Genomic DNA, 23,505 nt, shown 5'->3' on the forward strand with positions numbered 1-23,505 from the left:
GGTTTATGGATTTACAACCGGCACTGTATTATAGACCTGGTAGGTATACTGATATTCAGTAAGGATTTTTCCATTGTGGTCACGCTTACGAAGTAACCTTCCTATGCTATCATACTCGTAATAATTCCTGCGGTAGAGATTATCGGTTTCGTTAATTAGCCGCCAATCTTTATCATAAGTGTAAGTGAGGTAGTTTTGTTTGTCACCTTCTTTGTTGGCCCCCATCCGCAGCTCGTCGATCTTGTTTCCATTGGAGTTAATGGCCAGTTTGAACGGCGAGTTTCCGTAGGTGAACATATATATTTTCCACCCGTCGTATTCTCCAATTACTTCCACGTTGGGTCCTGTTAAAGTGGTGTAAAGGCCTGTAGTAGTATTATAACTTTCCAAGGTAGGCGCCGCCCCTGTTGACCTGGCGGCCACAAAGACTCTTCCTTCCGTAAAGTCAGTAGCCAGCCGGCAGCGCCCCACAAAGGAATATTTACCAGTAAAAGCTACCGTACTATCCAGTGATCCTATCAGCGTCCATGTTTGTCCATCGGGCACCTGATTGATGGTGCCATAATCGTCGGCCTGGTGCACGGGGTAGGACTCAAAAGAAGTATAGGCAGGATTACGATGCGTACCCGATCCAAATAAGTGGTGGCCGAGGATCTGTACCCCATTATACCCCATCATATAGCGGGAACGGGTACCATCAGCGTATTGTGTTTCCAGTGGGGCAAAACGAACATCATAATTTTTCACCGTCGCGCTCTGCTCATAGGCCGTATCCTTCGACCAATGTGTATCAGTGATGTAACTAAAGGTCGTAATATCTGTTGGCGTCAGTGATGACAATGACCGCGGGCGGTCAAGTGCCATTTTAAAGGCGGTCTTTAACATAGGAATATCGGTAGAGGAAAAATTATTCAGTGCATACTCGTTGAGTAATCCGCCCAGAACTCTTTCAACTCCACCAGCTGAATCCTTTAAAGTATGGAGCTTCTCGATCACAGCGTTGAGCACATGGTTATTCAGGAAGCGGCTTATGATAAATTCCGCCGTATCATCGGGAAAATCCATCGGATAGCGGGTGATCTGAGAGCGATGCTGCCCCCGGCTATTAATGGTGGTCATCTTCGTGACCTGCCAATGACGCGGGTTGTATTCAAACTGCTGTACCAGTTCCAGCTTATTTGTGCTACCAAGTTGCCAGGTGGTGGTGGTCGTTTTTTTCGGACGATAAGCATATGTGTATTCCTTATAGGAATTGGAATAGATCAGCGTAATGGGCATTAAACCGTCAGCAGCAGTAAAGTAGGCATCCGTGGCATCGAGGGTATTCATCGTCCAATGCTCCAGATAGGTTTTGGGATCAGTGCTGGGCCGGATGGGAACTGCTTCATATTCAGTGATACTGCTTTGCAGTAATGTATCATGGGGGGTATAATGTCCCTCAAAAATCGGCTTCCCCCTTTCCAGTTCTCTGGAGGAATAGTGGTTATAAGGAGAGGTGAACGGGTTAATAGAAGCCAGCATGGTATCATCTCCATGCCCATTATCATAGTTGGTAAATCTACGGATGGTATAAGCGCTATCGGTGCGGCGCTCGATCACCTGGGAATAGCCTACCGCCGGTCCGGACAGGGCTGCATTGATTGGCTGGTTGGAGCTGACCGCGACCTTCATATTTTTCATACAGTCGAAATACTGATCCCCGTACAATTTCGAAAATGCGGTATCAAAATGATAGATAAAACTATGTTGATCCAATACCCCGCTGGAAGGCAGGGCTTCAATCGCAGATTCACTTAGTGCATTGTTGTAACCGGTGACGTAAAAATATTTAACCACGTTGGCCGTGCGGGCCACTGTATCGAAGGTGCGGATAGACTTAATCCGAAGCCCACCAGCATAGCGGTTAGCAGAAAGAGAATCTACACCCGCCGCACGATCCATTTTTACCCGCTTACGATAGGTATTAAGCTCATAGGTGAACTCCTTATATCCTCCAGTGGGAAAGACCATCTTCTTTAATACGCCTTGCCTGGTGTGGACCAGCGAAGGTTGTCGTAGGGTGTCGATCTGCCCATTGCGCAGGCCGAATATAGAGAACGAATTGGTCCCATTCCAGTAGCCCCAGTGGTCAAGTTGACCTGAAACGTAATCCGGGGCGATCAGATCATCAAAGTAGGAGAATGTATACCGTTCATCGGTGGAATTACCCAACCTATCCCACTTTTCAAGTCCATGCAGCAAAAAGCGATCTGGAGAATTGGACAAGTCGGCATAGGTGAATCTCCACAGATAGTTATCCCCCCGATAAGTTTTGACACCAATGGAATCGAGTTGTTTAAACTGAATATCCTGGGTCACATTATTGGTGAGTTTATTCTGCTCAAACGTATTGCTATAGAAGAAATCATATTCTGCAATCCCGCCATATATATGGGTAAGGTAAACGGGAGAAATTAATTTGGCTGCTGTTGTTTGTGCAGGGATGTGAGGATTGGCACCTGCGTTTTCGCAAGAATTTTCGCTGGGCCTGATGGAATAGGCCATTTCAGAATTATAGAGCTGATGGATGTATTCACCTCTCGCATAATCATAGCTGACCTGCTGCCCATCAGCAAAGACCACGCTGGTCAGGTAAAAAGCGCTGGCGATCCAAAAGTCATTGTAGTTCTGGTCGCCATAGTTACTGGAAGTATTGACATAATTTTCACCAATTGAATATTCTATGGCTTCCTTTCCTTCTACGTTCTTACCAAAGTAAAACCGGGTGCCATCCTCTGCTACCATCACAAATCCGGCCATCGTTTTAGGATACTTGTGTTGCATGGCGTAAGGTGTCATACCCAGTAACCACTGCGGACAGGTAGCCCCGGCCTGCGGATCACTATTAGGTTGAAGCAGTGAACCTGGAACGTCTATGTCTGGCCCGATCTCATACACTTTGAATTTTTTATCACTCACCACCTCGATCTCGGTACTGGTCTTATAGTAGAATTTGCCGCTATATCCGAACATATTAAAGCTGAACTCATCAGGCTGCACATCAAAGGTGCCAGGGTAGGTATTATCGGACCAATAGCCGGTGGTGCCGGGTACAAAACGGCCCCCAAAAACACGTTCGTAGGCATTGCAACTATTGGACATCCACCAGTGTTTTAGCGGAACGTGCAGGCTGTTTTTAACCCAGTGGGGTAAACCACCGAAGTTGATATTTATAAATTCATGGGTGCCTTTTTCCAGCGTTAGATAGTTGTACGGATAGGGGGTACCAGGCGTTTGCCTGGCCCATCCCAAGGTTAACTGCTGAAAGGCATCCGGATGATAGTCGGGAACACAATCACAGACATTTTCGAGCCGATAGGCAAATTCATCGGGAATATTCCTTACCGAGCGGGTGATCACCCCACCGGTATTAACTGTCCAACCTAATGCCGCCACACCGGGATGCAGATCGGGTTTAAAGCCCGAAGCGTTATAGGTAAGCGACACGCCCACATCATGTTTGAGCCACGGCACAGAGGCTAGTTTCACATCAATGGAGGGCCGGCCAGTAAATTGATTGACTTGCGTTTTACCCACTACATTAAAACTCCAGGCTTGCGGAGATTGCATGTTAGTGAGCGGTTCGGGAATTTGAGCAAGGGTAGTTAAGGCCGCAAACAGCCAGGTACCCAAAACAAGCAGTTTTTTGTTCACAGTGGTTTATTTTGATAATTGATACCCCATGCGGAAGACGAGGGGCTGGAAATTAGGGTCGCTACGTTTGGACAGAAAATTATAGAGCAGTTGCAGGTTTGACTTTTTAAAGAATTTACTGTTCACGCTGATGATCTTACTGACTCCCACCAGCCCGGCGGGTGTCCAGTACTTTACCTCCGGGAGATCCTGAAAGGCACTGAACGGACGTTGGTAGTTGTACTCCAATCCGCCGGACAGATAAAAGGAACCTTTGGCCTTTACATCCACAAAGGATCGCAGCCCCACGCCCTGACCGGTTATCTGGATGTTTTTAATGTCCTTACCCCATCCTATTTTAAAGGAACCACCCACGCCGACTGTGCTCTTATTACTGAGTTTATAACCTAGGCTTAAACCGAAATCTGTAGTGGTTGGAAAGAAAGTGTTGCTTTTGGTGCTTTGCGCATTGGTACCCACCTGCAGCCGCGATAGAAAGGACTTTACTTTTTGTGTATTGGGCTTAAAGTCCGGTAGATCTTGAATAGGCTTATCATCTCCTACACTGCTGAGTTTATCCTTTATTAGCTTTAACTGGCTGCTCATCGCCGATACCTGTTGTTGTAAAAGTTGGCTGTTGGCGCCGGCTGCGCCGAGCTGTTGCTGCATGGCAGGCGTAATAGCCAGTCGTACCTGCAGACTACCGTAAGATCCGGCCGCGGCAGCATTAGTCATTTCACTGGAAGGGAAAAGCGCTGCAAGGGCAGAATGCACCTTAAAAAAATCCCGAAACAAACTACTTTCCTTTAATATGCCTAACAACTTAACCACTACTTTTTCAGGGTCTTTTATCAGGGTGAGGTATTGGTTTACCTGCAATTGATAATAGCCGGCAAGTTGTTGGTACGCTTTGAGTTCTTTGAGCATACCGGCCTGCCGCAACTGCTCACTAAAGGCGATGGCCCTTTGTCTTAACAACCCCGACCAACTACTGGTAGCATCTATGAGATTTTGGGCATATATAAATTGTTTGCTCATAGCCTGTAATTGATCTGCCGGGAGTTTATCGGCAAGTCCGTATTGCTGAAAAAAATTCAGCGCAGATCGTATCGAATCAAACCGGGCAATAGTATTGCGGTAAAGGGGAGGCACCGCAAAGGTGCTGTCGGAAAGATGATCCAGGTTAGTCCCCGTTAACGAATCCATCGCTTTAAAGAGGCGATGATAACGAAGGGAATCCTGTTTTCGCAGTTTATTGGCAATCTGCTTTTCCAGCTTTGACACCTTTTTATGATAAAGTGCTGTAACTGATTGTAGTTGAGAACTGACTTTAGAGATAGAATGATGGTAGGCGCCGAGGCCACGGGAAACAATGTCCGGTGTTTGACGAGCATAGGTAGGCAGATAACATATCAATGTTACCACCATAAGCAGTAAGATCTTACGCATGGCGAAGGCTTGCAGGGTTTAACAATAAATTGCTGTGATCTCTATGAGAGTGAAAGATGGTTGGGGAGAACGACGCCGGTCTTAAACCGACACGACAATAATGCTTCGGCAATGATATTTGGAATTTTTATCATTTCCAATTTTATTTATTTTTTTAATGGATGGTTACCCTCAACCTCGCTATCTGTAAATCATTTTCGCTTCCACCACCTTTTCTAAAATAATAACATTCTGTTTCCACCAGGCAGCTACGAAATAAGATCTTGCTATTTCCACACCTCTACCACTTCTAAAGTTGAATTTTGTTTTTGTTTGTTGATGTAAAACCCACCACCGCTAACGCAGACCACATATACCGTTCTTCACTTCTTCCGCGAATATACTATCCGGCTCAAGCCTCCAGACAAACTGCGGCCGCGCTGAACGGCCTGGCCTTACAGGTGAGGAAAAAAAATCTCCACCCCCGGCTCTCCCACCACTCCCAGGAAACGGGGGTAGTATTTTTTTTCCTCATTCGTCCTCTGGCTCTCACCGGCTTAGTGATAGCTGCTTACAGGTGTATGAACGAGGCGAAGCAAGCGCGGAGCCGAGATTTTTAAACCATAAAAATTTTAATTGTATGTGTACAGTAACAGGAACAGTAACGAGAAACGCCAACGTCGGCGAAACAAAGACAGGTTTGAAGATTGTCAATTTTACCGTGGCGGTAGAATACCCCTACTATGACAAGAAGGAAGAAAAGAAGAAGAAAAGAACCGCCTATTGGAACTGCCACTATTACCGGGCAGAAAAGGTGGCAGAGCATATCCTTATGGGTCAGGTATTGGAAGTAGTGGGTTTCCCTTACCCTGATTCCTTCGTAAAGGGTAACGACGAATTAAACAGCCAGTTGCACCTGATCGTCGATACAATCAAGTTCCACGGCGCAAAGCCCGGCAAGTCTAAACCGGTAAAAAAGGAACAGGCAGGGGAACAAAACGTTAACGAGGATCAATTTGCAGACCTCCCGTTTTAGTCCTACCCGGCGGCGGGACCGGTTACCGGTAGCCCGCTGCTTTTTTAAATCTCAAATACATACCGATTATGCAAACGAACTTTTTTACAGAGATCGCCAAACTCATGGCCGATGATAGCCGCCTGATATTCACGTTAGAGCGCCAGCAGGATGGAAACTTTATTGTTGTGGTGCATTATGATCTGATCAACGAAAGCAAAAATAACAAGCTGGTTATTCAACCCCTTGTTTTTCGCAAAACAACTACCGAGGAATTGGATGCTCAATTTTTGTTACGGATAACAGAACCGGTGAGCGAAATAGGCGACCTGCTTATTAATAACCGCCAGATCAACGCGACCATCAAACAGAACAGGGCAAAGCTGGACAAGTCAGCCCAAACAGTAACTCCCACAGTCTCCACAAATGCTGAAAGTTCCACCCCCGCTGCCCCTGCGGTTAAAAGGGTGCCGCCCAAGTATCAGGTTGCGATGAAAAAGGTAGATGAACTGGAAAAAAAGGGATTACACCGCCAAGCCGTGGGCGTACTCCAATCCCTCAAAAACTTCCCTTTATTCAAAGCCGAGATCGAGGCAAGGATCGAACAGCTAAAGAAAGCCTACGACCAGCCAGAGCTATTTACAGGCGGGCAAGTACAAAATAATACGATTACCAATAAAGCCCTAGAAGATGACAATAACACTCTCTCAAGCAGTGGTGATCATATTCCTGATAGTGTTGCTGATGGCGATCATCAGGGAGATCATACGGATGATGATTCGTATAATGGTCTTGATCCTGATTATATGGATAATGATGATGCTGATACGGCTGGTATGGAAGGCGATACTTCTACAGCAGATCACCCAACATACATGAACCACTAAAAAGATACCACTATGATAGTTTCCACATTACCGCGAGTTTTCTTTTATGAACCCGGACGGGGCGACGACCCCATCGAATTGCCCGACCCCAATGCCGACATGAGCATTGAACGGGTGCAGTCACTTTTTGCTGTCAATTACCCGGAAATCTCTACCGCCAAAGTGCGCGGCCCGATATTCAACAGTGACAAAGTGGAATATCACTTTACAATTTCATTAGGTCAAAAAGGATAATCATGAAAATCATAAGGCAATCAAAATTTCGCATAGACGAATCCATACTAAAAGACGAAAAGTTATGCAAGTTATACAACAACATAGCCGCCGAGTTAGAACAGATATACAGCCTGCCAACCGCTTCACAGGCCATCCGGCAGCAGGCGCAGGCAGCGCCAATTGCGATGATTCAACCCCTGTGGTTAGGACCAAACTTCAACCTATTAGAAAAGCCCATACCGGAAAGCGAAGAATAGAACACCGCTTTTTTACTTCCCTGCAGATATTCTGTTCATGCCACAACATAGCCGTACCGGATACCCACAGCTTACCCTATCCTGACAATGTAGTAAAGGCTTTTGACATACTCACCAGTCAAGAGCACCCGGCAGGCGGCAGGCTGTTTATTAGCGGGGAGCGGGGAAAGAAGGGAACCATTGGCGCAGCTAAGATATGGGATTGTAGCAGAACAGTAATGTACGTACCCCTCGATGGGTTCTGGAATATTCTACAGGGTAAACGATGCCCATATCTATTGAAAATGTTAGCTGGAACGCTGGCCTACTTTAAGCAGATCGTAAAAATTCCCATGTACAATGAACCATCCCCGATAAAATGGACGATTGATGCCATACGGCAATGGTTGGAAGAGGAAGATTTGGAAACGGATGGGGAAGAAATGGTGAAGGCATTCGAGAGGGCCGACAAGCTGGCGAAAAAGACCAGGAGGATATTAAACGATCCGGCCAGCTTAGCTGGATGGGATGAGGGGTTACGCGGTTTTATACCGCAGTCTGATTGGGAGTATGAGATCAAACTGTGCTGTGCGGAGCTTCGGCAACTTTACCACAAATACCCACAGCGCAAACTGGAAGAAAACATCCACGAAAGTTTATTTCCAATAGATGAGGATGGTCGCCTGTATGTCGATGATATAATAGGTTTCTATTTTTTAGGTAAAGAAAACATACTGAATGATCATGTGCTGGACTATATAAACGGCAGTTTTCAGGAATGCTATGAGGAAATAATGCCTATGAGCATTATCAGCTATGACCAACCCGGTATTACACCAGTGTTCAATCTCGAATTTGAAGATAAACTGCAACACCTGCTCGGAACGTTTGCTTACACCATAAATAACGAGAAAGATGAAATCGCTGACGAATCTATATGATCAATTGTCCCTGAAGTGGACACCGATATTTGGATTGATAATATATGCCAGTAACGAGGAAACGCCTTCCCACTACGTCGAAGCAGCGCAGGTTGGCGAAAATGACGAGTTGATTAATCTGCACCCGCTGTCTTTACAAGAATCCACCAACATAGGCCGCATCACAATGGCCGCTACAGGCAGCAAAGACTATCTGATGTCAAAAGGGTTCATCCCCTCCAATGTTCTTTACCTCAACCAATCCGGGGAAGGAAAGGTGGTATGGCATACTGCCCCCCAACGCCGTCGTCTTTTGTTTGGGCAAGAACTGGAATTAAAAAATGGAAGGGCCAACGTTCCTGGGCTTTTGTGGATTGCCAGTGCTGACAAGTTGCGCCTTTTTGCACTGCATAGCGCAAATAAGGTGGCCTCAAATTCTCCACTCTACATTGCCCCATTCCATAATGTAAGTAGTAATGGTGCCGTCTGCATGGGGAACGTCGATATTGATGCCCGCTTGTCTGATGGACTGGAAGCATATATGACTAATTGGGAAACCGCTTTTTTCAACAGCCATTTTACGGCAGATCATGGCGGCGGTGGTAAAACAAAAGACCTCCATACCCTCTATTCAGAATTGATTGGAACAGATAACAGATTCCCCGAGGAAGAACTACGAAAACTCAAACAAACTATAAAAGACGTGTTATGAATAATCTTGAAGCAGTACATTACCTGCATCCAATTTTTTTGCAGCCCCCGCATCCAATAACAGTAAACATTATCGGGGCAGGCGGCACCGGAAGTCATTTCTGTTATGCGTTGGCAAACATGGCCCAGACCCTTTTGGAAACAGGGCATCCGGCCTTTTTTGTTAAGGTATATGATGAGGATACGATACAGAAACCAAACATTGGCCGCACCACTTATTCGCGAAGTGAAATCGGCCTGAATAAAGCAGTTGCCATCGTTAACCGGATAAACCATAGCGCTGGACTTACATGGCAGGCAGTACCAAAAAGATATGACAACCAAAGGGAAACTGCTAACATGACCATCACCTGCGTACATACAAAAGGTGACCGAGTGATGATCGGCAAGCAACTAACTAACGCTAACAAAAGTAATAACTACAGCCCTACCAATCCCTTATACTGGCTGGACTGCGGAAACGCCACCGATACAGGACAGGCAATTCTTTCCACCGTCACCAAACTACAACAGCCCAAATCAAATATGTACCTGCCAGTTGGTTACCTGCCGCTGGTAACAGAAGAATACGGGGAGTTTATGGTTGATGAGCCAGATACGCCGAGTTGCTCTGTGGCGGAAGCCATTTCTAAACAAGACCTGTTTATTAATCCCTCCATATCACTGGCAGCTATAAAATTGCTTTGGCAGTATTTCAAGCAGGGCATGAGCCATTACCGTGGTGTATTCGTTAACAACCGTAACCACTCTACCGTGGGCCTGCCGATTAAAGCTAAATATTAACATAGTATGAAAACAAAATTGCAAATAGTAGACATGGAGGGTGAAACGATTAATATAACTGATCTGGATACCGCCATCATGCAGGCTCGTAATTTTTCCGGTTATTCCACGCGGGACCCGAATCATAAAGCCTTTATGGCTAACCGAGGCCGGTATTGGAAAGACGTTTTAGAAAAGTTACTTCAGTTAAAGCAGAAACAACATGGCAACGCAGAAACCTGAAATGCTCCTAAAAATACGGCAGCAGACAGTTGCGCGGCGTTTATACAAATGCCGCCCTTTGTTTGCTTACTATGAACTTATGCAGTTGTATCCCGGATATACCTATGAGCAGTATCTCACGGACATTAAACCCCGGCCCACTGGTAAAAAATTGCGCAGGCGTAAAAACGTAAAGGTAAAATATGGCCGGTATAGAAGGGTACAGCAACTTCTTACCCAATGGCATACCAGCCATGACTATGATGCGCTCATTACCGCCAGTAATCTTTATAAGCACCTACGTAAGCCCTACTATGTAAAAGTGAGAATCGGTAATCAGCACCTTAGTTTTACCTATCCCGCAACCGTAGGAGTAAACATCATTGAAGAATTGGTTAGCCTCTATCATCAATGCCACGAGATCGCCGATGCTATTGCCATTCACGACCTATGCCGTCAGCGTTATGGCTTTGGTTATGAGGTGCATTGTTAACCTTGAAAAACTATTAGTTATGCCTAGAATACCATCATATCTATCTATTGTCACTTATCCAAATTGCTATTCATACGGCGATACAAGAGCCGATGAGGATGGCGATTATAAAGTAATTGCCCGTGTTTATTTCCGGCCCCTTTGTATTTCCATTTACCATAATGATCCCAAATACGCAAAGATTATCAGCATTGCCAGGAGGGATATTAGACGTATTCTGGCAAACATCGACAAGCCCATTCAGATAAGCACGACAGGGGAAACCATTCAACCTTACATAAAAGGGATCGGGCCACTTTAATGATTAATTACCACAAAATTACATCAATATGAACTACACCAATAAAAAGGTGATGATCGGCTTATCTGCCGGTATTAACAGTGCCGCTGTCCTGGTATGGCTGGACACACTGCCACGACAAAACAGACCCCAATGCCTACATCTTTATCATGCACATTTTATAGAGCATAGCGCGGACTCATTACCATTCGTGCTGGCCCTGGTACAATGGGCTAAAGAGCGATTTACCAACGTGATTTATAAACAGACCGACCACTCTATTATTGAGTTTTTCCGGCGTTCTAAAATGATTCCGCATCCTGCTAATTCTCCTTGTAGCCGTCTGCTAAAAATCGTACCAATGCTGGAATATATGGCCTTCCACCAACTCGATATTGATCTGATCGGCTACATCAGTGAGGAAAAGGGACGGGCCACAAAGATGCGCTCTAAATACTCACAGGATAGCAAGCGCAAAGCCTTTCCTATAATAGATAGAACCAATGAATGGTGCTTTACCATCGTTAAGGAGAAATTTGGTTGGTATCCGGCAATTTATGATCTGCGCTGGAATGACCAAGCATTTGTTCACTGGATGGAAGGAAATATTGACAGACTTCCAGAAGATGCACAACGACGGGTACGAAAAAAGTTGCATACAGATAAAAGAGTTTTTAAACACAATAACTGCCTGCCATGTAAAAACATGAATCTGGAAGATATGCTTATACTCGAATATGCCTATCCAGACCGACTTAATACCGCTCTTGACTTATCCAAGCAGTTGCAAAAGTATTGGGGACGGGATGCCACCGCTTACTATCAAGTATTTGCAGGCCATCATTGTAGCATGTAGCGTCCCACTTGCAAGTGATTATAGAATTTATTGTTCACCTATAAACCCAATACAATGATTACTACAAAAATTTCCAAAAAGGATTTTGAATGGCAACAAAGACCGAGTAACGAATTTATTAAAGTAGCTACGCTCGATGGCCAACCGATCCTAAAAGGGGTAGCCATCTGCGCCTACGATCTTGAAGAAAGGTCTGGATACATTGTTTACTACCAGCGGGTAAAGGAATACTATTCCACATTTGTACAGTTACGAACCCCAAGTGGCAAGTTGGTTAAAGGATATGCAGAAGGTTTCGATTTTTCCCTTGTCTACGCTGCTGAACGCCCAGGTAAATACCCTGATGATGCTGAAACTTTTGAGCGGTTCGTACAGGCAAAACAAACCTTTACACCCATAGGTAATAAGAAGAATTTCCCAGCCTATGTTCGAAATCTGATACAGGAAGATGACGACATAATTTTTGTTCATCGCTATCCGGGCAATCTATGGATGACGGAAGATGTCGATGATCATGGAGATCGCTTTGCATGCTTAGACTTGAACTATGTATATGAGCAGTTCTACACTGGTGATCTCGAACAGGCGGAAGATTATCTCTTTGATATGTTTATGCTTTATGGGAATAGCTTTTAGAAAGCTATTTCGGCGCCATATAGTTAGACTAAAAAAAATAAATCATGGAAAAGTATCTTTTTGACTTTCACTGGTCTATGGTAGTGCAGGTAACCCGTGTTAAAACTGGTCTGAAAAGAAATCGGCATGTGGTCAATAATGTATTAGGTACTTCGCTTGATTATGCTTTTCTCCATCTACAGCGTAAGCTGCACAAAAACGGATGGGTGCTTAGAAAGGTGGTTTCAGCCCGGCCCTATGAAATAGCACATGCCTTTTATTCCATGTCGGAGGGCAAACTATTGGAAAAGGAAAAGTTACACCTTATCCAATGGCCCCCGACACCCACTCCAGAGCAGATAAATGCGGTATGTTACATTCCTAAACCTTGATAGTTTAAGGCTACCCATTTCCCTCCAGGTGTTCATCTTCAGAGCGTTGTTGGATTAATACACCATTACGGTAAATATCCTTTTTCGCCAATCCATAGAAAAACCAAGCTGCCGCAAACGGGCATTTTTGATCATCGGTAACCCGCTGCCACGGCCCATGCTGACACCGATAATCAACGCCGACTGCATTACGCGCCGCCCTACAGGTACGCTCCAGCGAGCAGGGGACAAGACCTTCCATTAGGAAGTTTCCCAATTGCCAGGCCACCCGAAAATGGGATGGGTCCGAAATCGGCTCCAGCCAATCCAGCCCATAGGGAACCCGCGCTGTGCGTTCCCCGGCGTTATTAATGGATAGAGGGCCACCCAAAAAGTTAAAAGCCCTGTAGAAATCATAGCTCAAGGGTTGAGTTGCTTTGTAGATTTTCACGATGGCATGTGGAAACATATAGCGGAGTATTCTTCCTCGCTCAACATTAGCTTGTAACAACTGCATTGTCCCCATGTAAAATTCGTGATCCCATATCTTACTGCTAACATGCCTAATGCCCTGATCTGCATAGTCCATATAACCAAGATGATCCCATCCAATACCGTTGTAATAACGATAACCATAGTCAATAACTTCTTCTCCAGACGCCGGCATAAAGCCGGCGTTTTCCATTTCGGTAAGTATGCTTACAAATGCCCATCCGGGCATGTTGTGCATTAGTGATACGTCACATAAGGCAAAGATATTTTCCTCCTGGTCGCAAAAGTCAGGGTAGATGCGGCGGGCCAAGTCAACAGCCACCCGGTAGGGATAACGTGGCTGTAGGTTGAGATCGGGGTAGAATTTTCTTTCTATCATATAGGCCATCGTTTCCGATACCGCGTATTCACCAAAGTTAAAATACTTTGTTTGCCTACCCTCGCTCTCCAGGGTGAGTTTAATTACTGTAGCACGGGAGTTTTCAAAATACTGCTGTATCCGCGCATCGGGTTCATTCAGAACTTCTGTTATTATATAGCTGTCTGCTTGCTGCATGGAGATCCCAGTAATTTGGCCGGAGCCTCGTAGCCGTTCTAAAAATTCCATGTGTAGTCGCTGCTCATCTGCCACCGGGCCGTCCATTGGCACATTAAGCTCTGTAACGGCCTCCGGCTGTATGGAAGATATCAACTGGCGCAGCCGATCCAATCCATTCCAGATTTTGCATAACCCTGAACAAGTGGTTACGTCCTGTATAAAGTGGAAATATTCATGAAAGTAAGTCCCCTGCGGCCCCGGCTCCAGGAGTGCCAGATTGTGTAGGCTCTGGTCAGTATCAACATAGATCTCCAGAAAAGAAGTAAGGTATCTACCTGTATCAGCCATTGTTAGTGTTTATATACATACGAATAAATTTTACCTGTTAGCTGCAATCTACCTATTAACGACCTATAACCACTGCTATTGCCACAAAATGATTGCCTGTAGTCTGCTAAAAACCACATTTATCCCACTGTCCCCCAAATCGCGAAAGTACAAACCTTCTTCGGCCCTACGAACAAACTGCTGCCGTCCCGGAAACGGCAGCGCCGGAGGTTGTCAAAAAAAATCTCCACCGGTCAGCCAACACACCAGGCCGGGAGTTGACCGGTAGTATTTTTTTGTGCCAATTCGTTCATTCAGGCCTTCGCCGGTTAGGAAAAGTTGCTAAGGGTGTAAGCGGGCGGGAGTAGACGCCATTCTACCAACAGCCCCAAATTAATAACAATTTAAAATTTACACTCATGGCACACGAAATCAATTTCAACGAAATTACCGGCAAGCACAGTTTTTACGCAAGATCAGAGAAGGCATGGCACGGACTGGGACAGGTAAAGGACGGTTATCAAAATAGCCGCGAAGTCATTGTAGACGCAGGGCTGGATTATACCGTTAACATCGCCCCTAACACACACCACGTTCCGGGTTTTGAATCCGTAGTGGCAGACGATTCCTTTTATACCTATCGCACCGATAACGGCGCTATACTGGGTAGCCGGATCGGCAAAAAGTACCGGGTATTGCAAAACGTAGACGCTTTCGGATTCTTTGATGCCATAACCGAAGGAGAGGGCATTTTATATGAAACCGCCGGAGCATTGGGTAAAGGTGAAAGGATATTTATTACTGCCAAATTACCCGATTATATTAAGGTGGCACAGGATGACCTGATCGAAAAGTACATTTTCCTTTATAACTCCCACGATGGTACAGGCAGCATTAAAATTGCCTTCACGCCCGTACGCATCGTATGTGCTAACACCCTAAATGCGGCTATGCGCAATTGTCAGAACTCCATTGAAATCCGTCATACGGAATCAGCCGCCGAAAAATTGAGGAAGGCGCACACCTTCTTAGGTATCAGTAATCAATTTTCTGCACAGTTTGAACAGTTAATGCAAAGTTGGGTAAAAGTTCCTATGACCGATCCGCAAGTAAAGCGACTGATTGAAATGGCACTTTGCCCAAACAAGGAAACGCTTACCAAATTGCAGGCCGGTCAGTGGGAAGAAGTAAGCACCCGCTTTAAAAATAGCGTAGATGCCGCTTTCGAGTATGCAATGTGCAATGTAACCCAACAGATGGGCACCACAAGAGGCACCCTGTTTGGCGCATACAATGCGGTAACAGGCTATTTCCAGAATGTGAAGGAGTATAAAAACACTTCCGCAAAGTTCGAAAGCATTATCGAAGGTTCAGCCTTCCAGAAAGGACAAGCAGCCTTTAACATGTGCGTAAACTTTGCCGATTTAGGAGAAACAGCACTGATTTACAATTAAGCAAACAGGTGCAGGCCAGTAAAAAGCCTGCACCTATTTTTTTCCTGTAAAAACATCCCTTTATGGAAACGATAATGGTAAAACTTCCCGAAATGGAAGAAGTAAATTTTTCCTTTGAGCCACAATATGAAGAAATTCCTATTCGCGGTAACTACATGGCAACAGGTATTGAGCAACTGGATAGAGAAGCAGAAGCCGCTGTATTAAGAGAGCTGGAAAACGGGAATATATACGCATGGTTTTGCGCCGCCGTCACGGCAGAATGGAGAGGGATAAAGGAAACTACGTATTTAGGTGGCTGCTCTTATCATGATGAAAAGGATTTTAAAAGAGATCATTACGATAGTATGAAAGACGAGGCATATAAAGACTTAATAGCTACTATTAAATCATTGGCAAAGTAAGTGCTGAAAAGCCGGTGACCTGTTTTAATTATTAAACTAAAAACATTTACGTTATGGAAGAAAATACTTTTATCACTCATGAGCCAGGTCAGAAAGATGCGTGGATTTGTATGCCTGTCCTTTGATATATGGTAATTGTAAGAGTATTTTTTGGGCCACGGCGCGGCCACGTCAAATCAGGTGTTGGCTGTGGTAAAAAAGTCGGCGCCCGCGCTTAAAAATTTTATTGCCGCATATAATAATGTTTTACTAGCTTATCTGTTTTTGATATTGTAATATGGGAGCTGTCCGAATGGGTAAATAATTGTCTCTATAAAAAAGGGGCCGTTAAGCCCCCGGAAGCCGCGTAATGCCCCTACTTCCATTAATAATAGGGTATCGCGGTTAAATATGATAAAGGCAATAGTTTAAAGCTGATTTTATTGATTAAAGTTAGGCATCCATACTCAATTTCAAAATTTTAATACTATACTAACCCTTAGTAGACTTTTATAATTTGAGGTAATTCAATGATTTATATCCGTAGTAAATGGTTTGAGCCGCCAATGTGTAAATAAAACGTATTACCACTATGGGCCAGATGACGGAAACTCACTAAATTGAGCTTTATCAAAATCATTACATATGAATAGATTACAACTTATCGCCTACGCGACTAACTCTGTTACCGAACTGGCCCTATTGTTTCAGAATCACAGCCGGATGTATAATGGCAACATACCGCTGGATCTATTAGAAGCCTATCATAGTGAATTTCTGGTGATCTATCAACGACTTGTAAAATTTGGTCAGCAACCCCTGAGTGCCGCCACAGTCAGTGAAGCTGGTTCGCTGGTATGGGCGCTGAAGCCTGGTGAAAACGTGCTGGTCTGTGTGGACAAAGTGATTAACCGGATGGTAGCCACTTATAAGACCGCCGAGGCTCAATCTTGTGTTCGTGTATAGTACTGTTTCTGTTCCAATTGTGCTGTCTGATATTCTATTGAATTACAGGGTATCAGCCGGGAGCGGAAATTTTCATATTCGAGACACTGCTGCGCATCAGTAGTATCCCATCTGCGCTGGTTCTTATCCCACCTACCATCCCTATAACCCGGTGGTGGCAGATAATAGGTGATTATGTTAGCAGCAATTACATGGGGTTCTACTTCATAGAGCATAATGCGGCTACGTTGCTCTTTATTAAACTGTCGGTAATAAGACGGTTTCATAATTAAGAAAAGGGCATAGTATATTAAATAGAATTACGGTCAGGCATAATTGGGATAAAAATTACACCATTATTCTCGTACATTTGCCGCCGGGTTTGAATCTCCCCAAATTTCCTTCCACACTAAAAGAACTTTGAGCGCCTGCTCAGTCCCTATGCGAAAGCATAGAAAGCATTCTTTTGTCAAATACGACATAGAGTAATGTGCAGCCCATTTTTATGGTGCCGCAAATCTGCTATGACCAAAACGCCGTTATGAATTATTTAGATAAAATTAACAGAGGCCATTACTATGCGGTAATGATCGAGATCATAAAGTATGGTTATCCTAAAGCACATATAGATGATCCATTGTGGATATACTATGCGGATCAGATCATTCCCCTTAATTACATGGTCATTTTAGCCACAATGGGCGCCGTCACCCCCTTAACCAAAAACAATCTACCCTCCGAAGATATATTGGTATTACAGTTTGCACAGATGGGCTTTCGGGTGGTTAGGCACGTAGTAGGCAGAAAGGATCTGCAGTACTTGGCCGTGAGCTTTAAAAGTGAAGATGATCAGGCCCTAGCCGACATGAAACATGCTGGCATATGGCATTATGATGACCAATTGAATGGTGGCAGCGAGCGAAATGCCCCCGGACTGCTTATTAAAATCCAGGCGGGGGATCGTATCGCAGTAAGGATAAGCCATCAAAACAGGATACAGGATTTCTACCCAATTTTTGGAACTGTTATCGCTACCCATCAGGCAAGGGAGGGGGGCATACACGTTGCCTATGATGTTAATTCATTTTCCATATCTATAAAACGCAAATCCATAGTGCCCGCAGCCGATTGGGAAAGGCCGGTTTTGCAAATAGAAGATAAAGAGCATGTCCGGACATTATTCAATGAAACTCCTTTCCGAAATCCACATGATTTATACAAACAAGCGAGGCCGGCTTTTAAACCTATCGCGAGTTCTGAAACTAGAAAGGTCGCATCGCCGGCTACAATATCCTAAAAGGTAATTCCCTTGATTTTGTGTCTTACACCAACCTTTTTTTAACGGTACTTTTTAAGCAAAATTCATCATGGAATCAACAACTACCAATAAACAAAATTTTGGCTCCTATATGGAGGTCATAAATTCATTGCGCCAGATACAGCGCTATCAGCACCTGCCAAAAATTGACCCTGATAGTGTAGATACCGCATACCTACACTATCGGCGAAACGAAGGATTTACCTTTCTTTCTGAAACTTATACCCCTGGCCAACATTGTAAAGATATTTACCAAACTATTAAGATTGTCACTGACAAGGACGTTTTTGCCATTAGCGAGCTAGTTTGCATTGATGACTGCGATATTGATCTCCAAGCCAATTATACAGTCGGTAATTTGACATGGAGAAATACCTACCATGACAAATGTTGTTATTACAGAATATTTATCCCAGTTGTAGACGCCACCTATCATGAAATAAGTGGGTTTTATGGAGTCGCGGAAAATAGAACTGCCACCTATGAGGTAGGCCCCTGTGTTCTCGAACTGGAGCAATACCGGGACAGTGAGAACGAAATATATTTAGTGATCAATTGTAACTCCTATGTGTTGTATTCGGCCCTGTTAGATTACTGCCGTATTCTATTTGATATTTTCTGTCTTTTAACTGGGACCGCACATTTTCAGTGGTTCTGCTTTTTTCATCACACTTTAACCCAAAAAGAGATCGCCGGGATGCGATACCAAACCTGGCATAAGCCCCGTGCCAATGAATTTTCCGCCTTCGGTGTTACGATTGGCCCACTGGCCCTGACCAAAAGATGCGACTTTGGAAAGGAAAAGATCGAGGCCCTGGCAGCTATGGCCATCCAGCACCAATTATTTAGGGAATGTATTGCCGTACTCAGCGAGGCTTCCGGGATTCCGGCACGGTTACATTGTTTGGCTGTTGCAAAAATAATGGCCTGTTTGGCGCAAGTATTCGGTAGTGATGATGGCATCCAGCTTCATTATAAAGTAGCTGAAATTGCCCGATTAACCAATCTTGAAAATCGCTGGAATAAAATGCTTTCAAGGCTGGGGATTTCGTTGGAGCCAGAAGAAAAGACAGCCATTTTATGGGCTTATGCGGTATCCTGGCACTCCGATTTCGGTGGTGCTTCAACCGGAGCGCAGGTAGACTATAAACGGTTACAGATGATTTTGATGAATATTTTGAATACCATTTTTCTCCGTAGTGTAGATCATAGAGGCAATATGGGCGATCAAACCACATATAAGGCCGTGGTCATGTGGGATTTGTCTGTGGATTTCTGGCACCGGACTATTTAGATAAAAAAATAAATATTATAGGTATGGCTCTATCACCGAACCGACAGCTATTGAACGAATTTAATAAGTTCCGGCATCAACGTAATTTCAACGCGCATTTAGGAAATGGGGAAAAGTCATTGGTTAGGATCAACTACGATGAAAGACTGGGGATGCGAATGGTGGGTAGCAGTCAGGATCTTGAGCAGTTTCGAAGTGGAGTACAACCAATCAAAATGGATTTCGACCGGGTGAATCACCTCGTTTCCTACTACCACTATGTATCTCCTTGTGATACCACCCCCGACAATTGCGTATTTCACATCGAGAGAATGTCCTATCATATTCCTAAACCTCGTACCAAATACTGTTATAAAGCCCTGATACCGGACCTGGATATTTTTACCGGCAGTGCGCTCACCCATAACCTGGCGCAAAACCTGAAGTCAACTAACCGTGGAAACTTTGTCATTCAGGGGGTAGTGTTAAGTTGCGACCTGGTGGAAAAGGATGGAGTTAATCACCTAATCATCACCTGCCATGTTTTGCAACTCTACAATGTATTCTGTCAGCAAATTGATGCAATACTGGCGGCACTGGGTTATTTCACTGGAGGCTACCACCGCAACTGGTTTGCCTTTTTTTACGATAACGATGATTTCAGATCTATTCTTGCCTATACCTATGAGCGAACTGGCACTAATGTACTTTTCCCTTTTTGCCCACTACATTTTTTCAAAAATGGCCTTTACCATGCTCCAAAAAAATTTACTTCAACCCAAATAAGTTTATTCGCCCAACGGCTCATCGCAGTACCAGGATTCTATGACACAGTTTCCCTCTGGCTGGAACTGGGCTGGTCCACGCCGCGACAACAAATAATGGTACTCTCATCCACCATCCACTTTTTATGTGAGGCCCTAATGGGAGGCAATATATTGCGGGCCGCTCCCATTCGTAACCGTACTGTTTTCCGTAAGGTGTTATCCCAACTTAATAAAGTAGTGGATGCGCTCACCGAAGTGGACGATCCCTGCAGGGTAGAAATTAAACGCAACTTGCGAGCCTTTAATAAAGCCAGCCTGGCCGAAAAAGTGAGTTGTTGTTTTAGCTTTCTTCACCTTGATATGGAACATGCCACCTGCGAGGCGCTCAAACAAGCCGAAGATCAACAACCCAGTGGATTTTCTACAATACGCGAATATCAACCTGCTGAATACACAGCCCTGGTTTTAGCCAACACCGCTAATATGATATTTTTACGGATGATCGAATACACCGGACCTATCGTTGATCTTACGGTCCATCCAGTAGTACGGCCTGAAGATGCGGGAGGTGCCGTTTTTCCCATTATGGTTTGATAACTTTCCTATTCCAGCTACAGGTATATCCTCAATAGTGAACCGATACCAAAATTATACCCCCTCCTTACCTATTGTTAGCCGATGCTCACTCTGAATATGTGTCTTACGCAGATAATTATAGTATCGCCGAAAAGCGACACCATCATCTTCAATAAAAAGTTTGAGAATAGAATAAAAAGATGGCCCTGCCAAGACTGCCAGGGCCATGTACCTCCACACCATATTACCTCTGTCGAACTATGGCAGGTGAGTACAATATTCTATTGATGGACCTCATCTATGACGTGTAATGTTTCCTGGATAAGCGAAGAAAAGGCGAGTTCGAGCAAATCTGTAATTGGAAATCCTACCGGATAAGCCAGATGGTAGGGGGATGACATATAGTAGATGATAATGCCTTTATAATGGAATAAGTAGGGCAGCAGGTATTTTTGCGTATTAAAACTTGCTTCGAGCAACCCATACTTTTTTGCGTATGCCATATCTGGATTGGCTACAACCATGTAAAATGCGATTGTATCCCGTGACGGATGCCGGACGTAAAAGCAGTAAGGGGCTTGCGAAAGGACTTCATGAAGGGGAATAAACGGCGGCAAGATGGTATCTTTTGCATAACGGTCCACCCCCTCAAACACTTGCTTTCCCCTCCAGTAATGATACTCTTGCCGATTCTTTCCAGTTAGCTTACCAAAGTAGCAAATAGAAAAGGTGTCTTCTTTGAGTAGTTCTTTGTTTGGCGCCAAATACTGTTGATACCGTGTCCTGGTGAGGTGTTTTAAGGAATCAATGTTTTCCATATCTTTTTCCGGTAGCACACATATTATCTGCACTTTTTGTCCCCATGAATCAAAGATTTCACCCTTCTGCAAAGGGAATTGCCGCCTTAGCCTTCTTAGTTCTTCGGCCTTTGCTGAATCGCTTTGAAATGCCTTCCGCTGGGCTGACGCTGATGCAGTGATAGTAGCCATTAAAGTAAAGATGGCAATGAAACGCCACATGAACATTGGTTTATTGGTTAACAAAATTAAAAACTGAAAAAAGGACCCGGCTTAATAGGCCAGGCCCTGTTGACTAACGATAGAAGAAAGGCATATGAGATCCTTTAAAAGTAGGTTCACCCATCATCGAGCAATATCTTGCGACGTTGTAGTAAATTACAAGGTCCGAATTTTTACAGATTTCGATACAGCCAGGTTTTTAAAAATAGGGGCGGGCCAGCCCAGAAGCGGCAGCACCGCTGCCCTATTTGAACTCCGCTGACTGAAACTATCTTTATATTTTACCTGGGCAACAAAAGCCGTAGGCAAGACTATTTCCCACGATCAAGGCCCCTTATGTCACTATCGCACTTTTTATAAAACTCCTGGAAGGACTCTTCCACCAAATCTGAAACCGGATACGTTGTAGCCCAACCGGTACCGTGAAGCTGATCCTGGTAGCAGATGGTAATGAACTTGTAATAATATAGTTTTTCCTGGGTGTAGTCACGTAAAAACCTGATTGCATCTTTTTTAGAATGTAACTGCGCATATTGCCTGGCCGTGTTCCCTCGGATAATATGAAATATGATACTGGTAGAATCCTGGTGCCTCACGTATTTGTTAGGACCGAGCTGTTTTAAAAGTTTTACAGCCAACAGCGAAGATGATGGCATGATCGTGTCTGGATGGAAATTCTCTAAAAAAGCAATTCGCCTTTCCCCTCTTTTATATCCTGACACCCTCAGATTCCGGTCGGAGAGTTGACCAATATACATGATGTATATCAAATAATCTGCTATGGCTGCTCCACCGACCTTACGGATAAGCCTATCAAATTTGTCGCTTTCATGTTGTAGCGAATCCTCATTGAGCAGCATCGGATCTTTAACCAGGTTGTAAAGTATTATGCAACCCGTGTGGCTGAAGTTAAAAGACTGATCTTCCGAAAGTGGAAACTGATGCAGATATTGGGAAATTGGAGATGCCGGCGTAAGCAACTGCTGAGCGTTGGCAGTATTACAAAAGAAAAGGAGCAGTAGGGATAAAAGTTTCATGACAGTTACGCTATTACAATAGAAACAACCAAACCGGCCTTTGATACCAAAGTAAAAATTGAAACACGCGATTTTTCGAGTTTATTTAAACTTATCGGTAACCCCTAAAGGATTTCTAGTGTTCCGGGTAGTTAGCTTGATTTTTGCTAATTTGGTCTATCCAGACACCCGAATTAGTTGATTTTACGGGGTTTCTTAATATTGTATACCGGCAATTCTGTCCTGATAATAAAATCTTCCAATTCGGCACGACCCAATTCTATTTCAAGAAATGCGACTGTTAGCTGGGTTGACATAAAATCATTAAGTAGGACCTCAATCTCATCACAGAATCTTTCCTTACTGGTAGCTTTCTTGTAACCAGGATGGCCGTCATACATTTCGGCACCCAAGGTCCTTCGTAGCGTATGGTTGCAAGTTCGAACAATATCGCCCATCCGCTCTTTAATATTCCCTGTTTCTCCAATGTAAACAAGGCGGCTACTCTGGCGGATAACATAGGCTCCGGCTTTTTGAGGGAAAGGTTTTCGCCAACCTTTTGCACATGCAATGAACTGTTGAGGGGCTGCCAGCAATTTATCCTTTAATAGCTGAAGATATTGTTGCACATCAATTTCCATAATGATCGGTTTGTGGTGCCAATATAGTGGAATGGTTTCAATTGCACCAGTCTTATATCATAGACGTTACTG

23 protein-coding genes are annotated in these 23,505 nt (G+C 44.3%); 17 read left to right on the plus strand and 6 right to left on the minus strand.

Annotated features, from left to right (window positions below):
- Positions 1–3 precede the first annotated feature (3 nt).
- Positions 4–3,693: an RHS repeat domain-containing protein gene (locus tag BMW79_RS04480; RefSeq protein WP_089891113.1), complete on the minus strand. Its 3,690-nt coding sequence runs from the start codon at positions 3,691–3,693 to the stop codon at positions 4–6.
- 6 nt (positions 3,694–3,699) lie between these two features.
- A complete protein-coding gene (locus tag BMW79_RS04485; RefSeq protein ID WP_089891116.1) occupies positions 3,700–5,121 on the minus strand; it encodes a hypothetical protein in 1,422 nt (473 codons plus the stop codon).
- Between the two features lie 619 nt (positions 5,122–5,740).
- Here BMW79_RS04485 and BMW79_RS04490 point away from each other — a divergent pair.
- The 11 genes from BMW79_RS04490 to BMW79_RS04550 all read left to right on the plus strand — a co-directional run bounded on the left by BMW79_RS04490 (position 5,741) and on the right by BMW79_RS04550 (position 12,705).
- Positions 5,741–6,136: a single-stranded DNA-binding protein gene (locus tag BMW79_RS04490; RefSeq protein WP_089891118.1), complete on the plus strand. Its 396-nt coding sequence runs from the start codon at positions 5,741–5,743 to the stop codon at positions 6,134–6,136.
- Between the two features lie 68 nt (positions 6,137–6,204).
- On the plus strand, positions 6,205–7,002 hold the full coding sequence (locus BMW79_RS04495; protein ID WP_089891121.1) for a hypothetical protein: 798 nt from the start codon (positions 6,205–6,207) through the stop codon (positions 7,000–7,002).
- A gap of 12 nt (positions 7,003–7,014) precedes the next feature.
- Positions 7,015–7,236, plus strand: coding sequence for a PRTRC system protein C (locus BMW79_RS04500; protein ID WP_089891124.1), 222 nt, complete (start codon positions 7,015–7,017; stop codon positions 7,234–7,236).
- 64 nt (positions 7,237–7,300) lie between these two features.
- Positions 7,301–8,395 (plus strand): hypothetical protein, encoded by a 1,095-nt coding sequence (locus BMW79_RS33690; protein WP_143059076.1) that lies wholly within the window; start codon positions 7,301–7,303, stop codon positions 8,393–8,395.
- The gene (locus BMW79_RS04515; protein WP_089891134.1) at positions 8,370–9,086 is read left to right on the plus strand and encodes a hypothetical protein; all 717 of its coding nucleotides are present in this window, start codon (positions 8,370–8,372) and stop codon (positions 9,084–9,086) included. The genes BMW79_RS33690 and BMW79_RS04515 overlap by 26 nt, the downstream gene beginning before the upstream one ends.
- Positions 9,083–9,868, plus strand: coding sequence for a PRTRC system ThiF family protein (locus BMW79_RS04520; RefSeq protein WP_089891137.1), 786 nt, complete (start codon positions 9,083–9,085; stop codon positions 9,866–9,868). Before BMW79_RS04515 ends, BMW79_RS04520 begins: the two co-directional genes overlap by 4 nt.
- 6 nt (positions 9,869–9,874) lie before the next feature.
- Positions 9,875–10,090, plus strand: coding sequence for a hypothetical protein (locus tag BMW79_RS04525; RefSeq protein WP_089891140.1), 216 nt, complete (start codon positions 9,875–9,877; stop codon positions 10,088–10,090).
- Positions 10,071–10,562 (plus strand): hypothetical protein, encoded by a 492-nt coding sequence (locus BMW79_RS04530; protein ID WP_143059077.1) that lies wholly within the window; start codon positions 10,071–10,073, stop codon positions 10,560–10,562. Before BMW79_RS04525 ends, BMW79_RS04530 begins: the two co-directional genes overlap by 20 nt.
- 329 nt (positions 10,563–10,891) lie before the next feature.
- Positions 10,892–11,698, plus strand: coding sequence for a hypothetical protein (locus tag BMW79_RS04540; RefSeq protein WP_089891148.1), 807 nt, complete (start codon positions 10,892–10,894; stop codon positions 11,696–11,698).
- 54 nt (positions 11,699–11,752) lie between these two features.
- Entirely contained in the window at positions 11,753–12,334 is a 582-nt protein-coding gene (locus BMW79_RS04545) for a hypothetical protein (protein ID WP_089891151.1), read from the plus strand.
- Positions 12,335–12,378: 44 nt separating this feature from the next.
- Complete coding sequence (locus BMW79_RS04550) at positions 12,379–12,705, plus strand: hypothetical protein (protein ID WP_089891154.1); 327 nt, start codon at positions 12,379–12,381, stop codon at positions 12,703–12,705.
- 10 nt (positions 12,706–12,715) lie between these two features.
- On the opposite strand, the gene BMW79_RS04555 is transcribed toward BMW79_RS04550, so the two are convergent.
- Positions 12,716–14,062, minus strand: a complete 1,347-nt coding sequence (locus BMW79_RS04555) for a hypothetical protein (RefSeq protein WP_089891157.1) — start codon at positions 14,060–14,062, stop codon at positions 12,716–12,718.
- 398 nt (positions 14,063–14,460) lie between these two features.
- Between BMW79_RS04555 and BMW79_RS04560 the strand changes: the two genes are divergently transcribed.
- The 6 genes from BMW79_RS04560 (at position 14,461) to BMW79_RS04590 (ending at position 20,775) form a co-directional block, all read left to right on the plus strand.
- Positions 14,461–15,495, plus strand: coding sequence for a DUF932 domain-containing protein (locus tag BMW79_RS04560; protein WP_089891160.1), 1,035 nt, complete (start codon positions 14,461–14,463; stop codon positions 15,493–15,495).
- 62 nt (positions 15,496–15,557) lie between these two features.
- Positions 15,558–15,899 carry a hypothetical protein gene (locus BMW79_RS04565; protein ID WP_089891162.1) on the plus strand — a complete coding sequence of 114 codons (342 nt, stop codon included), beginning with the start codon at positions 15,558–15,560 and terminating at the stop codon, positions 15,897–15,899.
- A 624-nt stretch (positions 15,900–16,523) separates the two neighbouring features.
- Positions 16,524–16,844, plus strand: a complete 321-nt coding sequence (locus BMW79_RS04570) for a hypothetical protein (RefSeq protein WP_089891165.1) — start codon at positions 16,524–16,526, stop codon at positions 16,842–16,844.
- 520 nt (positions 16,845–17,364) lie between these two features.
- Positions 17,365–18,120, plus strand: coding sequence for a hypothetical protein (locus tag BMW79_RS04580; RefSeq protein WP_143059078.1), 756 nt, complete (start codon positions 17,365–17,367; stop codon positions 18,118–18,120).
- 70 nt (positions 18,121–18,190) lie between these two features.
- Positions 18,191–19,435: a hypothetical protein gene (locus tag BMW79_RS04585; protein WP_143059079.1), complete on the plus strand. Its 1,245-nt coding sequence runs from the start codon at positions 18,191–18,193 to the stop codon at positions 19,433–19,435.
- A 23-nt stretch (positions 19,436–19,458) separates the two neighbouring features.
- Positions 19,459–20,775 carry a hypothetical protein gene (locus BMW79_RS04590; RefSeq protein ID WP_143059080.1) on the plus strand — a complete coding sequence of 439 codons (1,317 nt, stop codon included), beginning with the start codon at positions 19,459–19,461 and terminating at the stop codon, positions 20,773–20,775.
- 263 nt (positions 20,776–21,038) lie between these two features.
- Here BMW79_RS04590 and BMW79_RS04595 read toward each other — a convergent pair whose 3' ends face one another.
- The 3 genes from BMW79_RS04595 to BMW79_RS04605 all read right to left on the minus strand — a co-directional run bounded on the left by BMW79_RS04595 (position 21,039) and on the right by BMW79_RS04605 (position 23,433).
- Positions 21,039–21,776, minus strand: a complete 738-nt coding sequence (locus BMW79_RS04595) for a hypothetical protein (protein WP_143059081.1) — start codon at positions 21,774–21,776, stop codon at positions 21,039–21,041.
- A 311-nt stretch (positions 21,777–22,087) separates the two neighbouring features.
- A complete protein-coding gene (locus BMW79_RS04600; protein ID WP_089891181.1) occupies positions 22,088–22,813 on the minus strand; it encodes a hypothetical protein in 726 nt (241 codons plus the stop codon).
- Between the two features lie 173 nt (positions 22,814–22,986).
- Positions 22,987–23,433, minus strand: a complete 447-nt coding sequence (locus tag BMW79_RS04605) for a GIY-YIG nuclease family protein (protein ID WP_089891184.1) — start codon at positions 23,431–23,433, stop codon at positions 22,987–22,989.
- Between the last annotated feature and the right edge of the window lie 72 nt (positions 23,434–23,505).

Origin of the sequence: Chitinophaga arvensicola, from assembly GCF_900110835.1 — a bacterium.
Classification (GTDB): domain Bacteria; phylum Bacteroidota; class Bacteroidia; order Chitinophagales; family Chitinophagaceae; genus Chitinophaga; species Chitinophaga arvensicola.

What these genes read in the sequence shown, in the direction of transcription:
- BMW79_RS04485 (WP_089891116.1), bottom strand. Translation starts at nt 5,121, where the DNA reads ATGCGTAAGATCTTACTGCTTATGGTGGTAACATTGATATGTTATCTG.
- BMW79_RS04490 (WP_089891118.1), top strand. Translation starts at nt 5,741, where the DNA reads ATGTGTACAGTAACAGGAACAGTAACGAGAAACGCCAACGTCGGCGAA.
- BMW79_RS04495 (WP_089891121.1), top strand. Translation starts at nt 6,205, where the DNA reads ATGCAAACGAACTTTTTTACAGAGATCGCCAAACTCATGGCCGATGAT.
- BMW79_RS04500 (WP_089891124.1), top strand. Translation starts at nt 7,015, where the DNA reads ATGATAGTTTCCACATTACCGCGAGTTTTCTTTTATGAACCCGGACGG.
- BMW79_RS33690 (WP_143059076.1), top strand. Translation starts at nt 7,301, where the DNA reads ATGCAAGTTATACAACAACATAGCCGCCGAGTTAGAACAGATATACAG.
- BMW79_RS04515 (WP_089891134.1), top strand. Translation starts at nt 8,370, where the DNA reads ATGAAATCGCTGACGAATCTATATGATCAATTGTCCCTGAAGTGGACA.
- BMW79_RS04520 (WP_089891137.1), top strand. Translation starts at nt 9,083, where the DNA reads ATGAATAATCTTGAAGCAGTACATTACCTGCATCCAATTTTTTTGCAG.
- BMW79_RS04525 (WP_089891140.1), top strand. Translation starts at nt 9,875, where the DNA reads ATGAAAACAAAATTGCAAATAGTAGACATGGAGGGTGAAACGATTAAT.
- BMW79_RS04530 (WP_143059077.1), top strand. Translation starts at nt 10,071, where the DNA reads ATGGCAACGCAGAAACCTGAAATGCTCCTAAAAATACGGCAGCAGACA.
- BMW79_RS04540 (WP_089891148.1), top strand. Translation starts at nt 10,892, where the DNA reads ATGAACTACACCAATAAAAAGGTGATGATCGGCTTATCTGCCGGTATT.
- BMW79_RS04545 (WP_089891151.1), top strand. Translation starts at nt 11,753, where the DNA reads ATGATTACTACAAAAATTTCCAAAAAGGATTTTGAATGGCAACAAAGA.
- BMW79_RS04550 (WP_089891154.1), top strand. Translation starts at nt 12,379, where the DNA reads ATGGAAAAGTATCTTTTTGACTTTCACTGGTCTATGGTAGTGCAGGTA.
- BMW79_RS04555 (WP_089891157.1), bottom strand. Translation starts at nt 14,062, where the DNA reads ATGGCTGATACAGGTAGATACCTTACTTCTTTTCTGGAGATCTATGTT.
- BMW79_RS04560 (WP_089891160.1), top strand. Translation starts at nt 14,461, where the DNA reads ATGGCACACGAAATCAATTTCAACGAAATTACCGGCAAGCACAGTTTT.
- BMW79_RS04565 (WP_089891162.1), top strand. Translation starts at nt 15,558, where the DNA reads ATGGAAACGATAATGGTAAAACTTCCCGAAATGGAAGAAGTAAATTTT.
- BMW79_RS04570 (WP_089891165.1), top strand. Translation starts at nt 16,524, where the DNA reads ATGAATAGATTACAACTTATCGCCTACGCGACTAACTCTGTTACCGAA.
- BMW79_RS04580 (WP_143059078.1), top strand. Translation starts at nt 17,365, where the DNA reads ATGAATTATTTAGATAAAATTAACAGAGGCCATTACTATGCGGTAATG.
- BMW79_RS04585 (WP_143059079.1), top strand. Translation starts at nt 18,191, where the DNA reads ATGGAATCAACAACTACCAATAAACAAAATTTTGGCTCCTATATGGAG.
- BMW79_RS04590 (WP_143059080.1), top strand. Translation starts at nt 19,459, where the DNA reads ATGGCTCTATCACCGAACCGACAGCTATTGAACGAATTTAATAAGTTC.
- BMW79_RS04595 (WP_143059081.1), bottom strand. Translation starts at nt 21,776, where the DNA reads ATGTGGCGTTTCATTGCCATCTTTACTTTAATGGCTACTATCACTGCA.
- BMW79_RS04600 (WP_089891181.1), bottom strand. Translation starts at nt 22,813, where the DNA reads ATGAAACTTTTATCCCTACTGCTCCTTTTCTTTTGTAATACTGCCAAC.
- BMW79_RS04605 (WP_089891184.1), bottom strand. Translation starts at nt 23,433, where the DNA reads ATGGAAATTGATGTGCAACAATATCTTCAGCTATTAAAGGATAAATTG.